General features: G+C 60.7%; 2 protein-coding genes. One reads left to right on the top strand and one right to left on the bottom strand.

The annotated features are described in order from the left end of the window. Window positions 1–49: 49 nt before the first annotated feature. A complete protein-coding gene (rpiB, locus tag DW029_RS07880) occupies window positions 50–517 on the bottom strand; it encodes a ribose 5-phosphate isomerase B (protein ID WP_117762860.1) in 468 nt (155 codons plus the stop codon). 272 nt (window positions 518–789) lie between these two features. Between rpiB and DW029_RS07875 the strand changes: the two genes are divergently transcribed. Then, window positions 790–2,112, top strand: a complete 1,323-nt coding sequence (locus DW029_RS07875; protein WP_118345712.1) for a serine dehydratase subunit alpha family protein — start codon at window positions 790–792, stop codon at window positions 2,110–2,112. Window positions 2,113–2,241: the final 129 nt, after the last annotated feature.

The following is a 2,241-nucleotide window of genomic DNA, read 5'->3' as shown; positions in this document are numbered from 1 at the left end:
ACATGTGTTCCGAGGGGGCCCCTGCTGTTAGCTTGTGGCACTGAATAGTTTAGGCTTCGTCGACGATCTTAAGGGCGCGCGTGTGATCGATCTCGTTGAGGAGGTTAACGCGACGCTCGTGACGACCACCCTCAAACTCGGCGTCGAGCCACTCGTCGACGATCATCTTGGCGAGCTCGGAGCCCACGACGCGGGCGCCAAAAGCGAGCACGTTGGTATTGTTGTGCATGCGGGAGAGCTTGGCGCTGAAGGGCTCGGAGCACACGACGGCGCGTACGCCCTCGACCTTGTTGGCAGCCAGGCTGATACCGACGCCGGTGCCACAGATCAGGATGCCTAGATCGACATCGCCGTTGGCAACGGCCTTACCCACCTTGTAGCCGGCGATGGGGTAATCAAAGCTCTCGGAGGTGTCGGTGCCAAAGTTCACGACCTCGCAGCCGCGCTCCTTCAGGTGCTCGGAGATGATGTTCTTGAGCTCGACGGCGGCGTGGTCGTTACCGATACCGATCTTCATGGATGGTTCCTCTCTGGTCTGTGCGGCGCAAATGCTAAAGGTGTTTACCGCGTTCGACTGCATGATAGCGCGACTTTTGCGTAAACGCTCGAGCGTTTTTTGGTCAAACGCTTTAGCAGGCAACAAGACTGGCTTCTCGTGAATGAATGTCGTCAGTTTGCGCTTGAGCGCCGTCCGCCGGAACCATGGTTGTGGTTTTTGATGCATTGTTATCAAATAAAGGAGCTAACATTTTTTGAGAGCCTAGCCCGTTATGCAAGCAGGAGATACCTATGCCTACCGATTCCCTTCGTGATGCCGCGTTTTGCGATGTTTTGAACCGCGAGCTTGTCTGTGCACTCGGCTGCACCGAGCCCATTGCCGTTGCCTATGCAGCGGCGCTGGCGAGTCAGACGCTCGGTTGCGAACCCGATCATATGGATGTTGCATGCTCGGGCAACATCATCAAGAACGTCAAGAGCGTGACCGTGCCCAACTCGGGCGGTATGCACGGTATTGAAGCCGCGGCCGTGCTGGGTGCCGTGGGCGGCGACGCTAAGAGCGCTCTCGAGGTGCTCGAGAGCGTTGACGACGAAGATCGTGCTCGCGTGACCGAGCTCCTCGCCGACGCCGGCTACTGCGATGTGTCGCTTGTCGAGGGTGTGCCCAACCTCTACATCAAGGTGACTGCGACGGCCGGGGGCCATACCGCGGTCGTCGAGATTACCGACCACCACACCAATGTCACGTGCCATACCCTCGACGGTATTCCGGTGTGCGGCAAGTCGGCGGGGGAGTGTGCCGCCTGCGCCGAGCGCGTCGTGGCCGAGCGGGCGGCAGATAACGCCGATACGCCCATGTCGATTGAGACCATCATCGACTTTATCGAGGACGGTGACATTGAGGACGCCCGCGCTGCCGTTGAGCGTCAGATTGAGCTGAATGGCGCAATCAGTGCCGAGGGCCTTGCGCACGCTTGGGGCGCCGAGGTGGGTCGTACGCTGCTGGGTGCTCGTGCCGATGACGTCGCCTGCCGTGCCCGTGCCCGTGCAGCCGCCGGGTCCGACGCCCGCATGAACGGTTGCGCGCTGCCGGTCGCCATTGTGTGCGGCTCGGGCAATCAAGGTATTACCTGCGCGTTGCCCGTCATGGAGTATGCCGAGTACCTGCGTTGCGACCACGAGCGCCTGGTGCGCGCCGTGATGCTGTCCGATCTTATCGCCGTGCATATCAAGAGCTATATTGGTGCGCTCTCGGCGTTTTGCGGTGCTATTTGCGCCGCGTGCGGCGCCGGCGCCGCGATTACCTGGCTGTGCGGTGGCATGCGCGAGCAGATTGGCGCGACGGTCTCGAATACGCTCGGTAACGTGGGCGGCATCGTGTGCGATGGCGCCAAGGCAAGCTGCGCCGCCAAGATTTCCGCTGCCGTTGATGCGGCGATTCTGGGCCACGATATGGCCATGCAGGGCCGCGGCTTCCGTGCCGGAGAGGGCCTGATTCAGGATACGGTGGAAGAGACGATCGCCAGCATGGGCTATGTGGGCCGCGTTGGCATGAAGGATACCGACGTCGAGATCCTCAACATCATGATCGGCAAGACCATCGTCGACTGCTAGGGGCTCTGGGGCACTGCATCTTGTTGTTGAAACTATCGCGCTTGTGGCCGTAAAGCACCTGCCTGCATTGCGGACAGCGAGGATCTCGCGGTATGTCACCAGGTCGTTCTCGCGCTTGATGCGCTCGAG

It is taken from the genome of Collinsella sp. AF38-3AC (genome assembly GCF_003474365.1).
GTDB lineage: Bacteria > Actinomycetota > Coriobacteriia > Coriobacteriales > Coriobacteriaceae > Collinsella.
Note: the sequence above shows the minus strand (reverse complement) of the source record. Positions and strands in the feature narration are given on the sequence as shown.

What these genes read in the sequence shown, in the direction of transcription:
- rpiB (WP_117762860.1), bottom strand. Translation starts at nt 517, where the DNA reads ATGAAGATCGGTATCGGTAACGACCACGCCGCCGTCGAGCTCAAGAAC.
- DW029_RS07875 (WP_118345712.1), top strand. Translation starts at nt 790, where the DNA reads ATGCCTACCGATTCCCTTCGTGATGCCGCGTTTTGCGATGTTTTGAAC.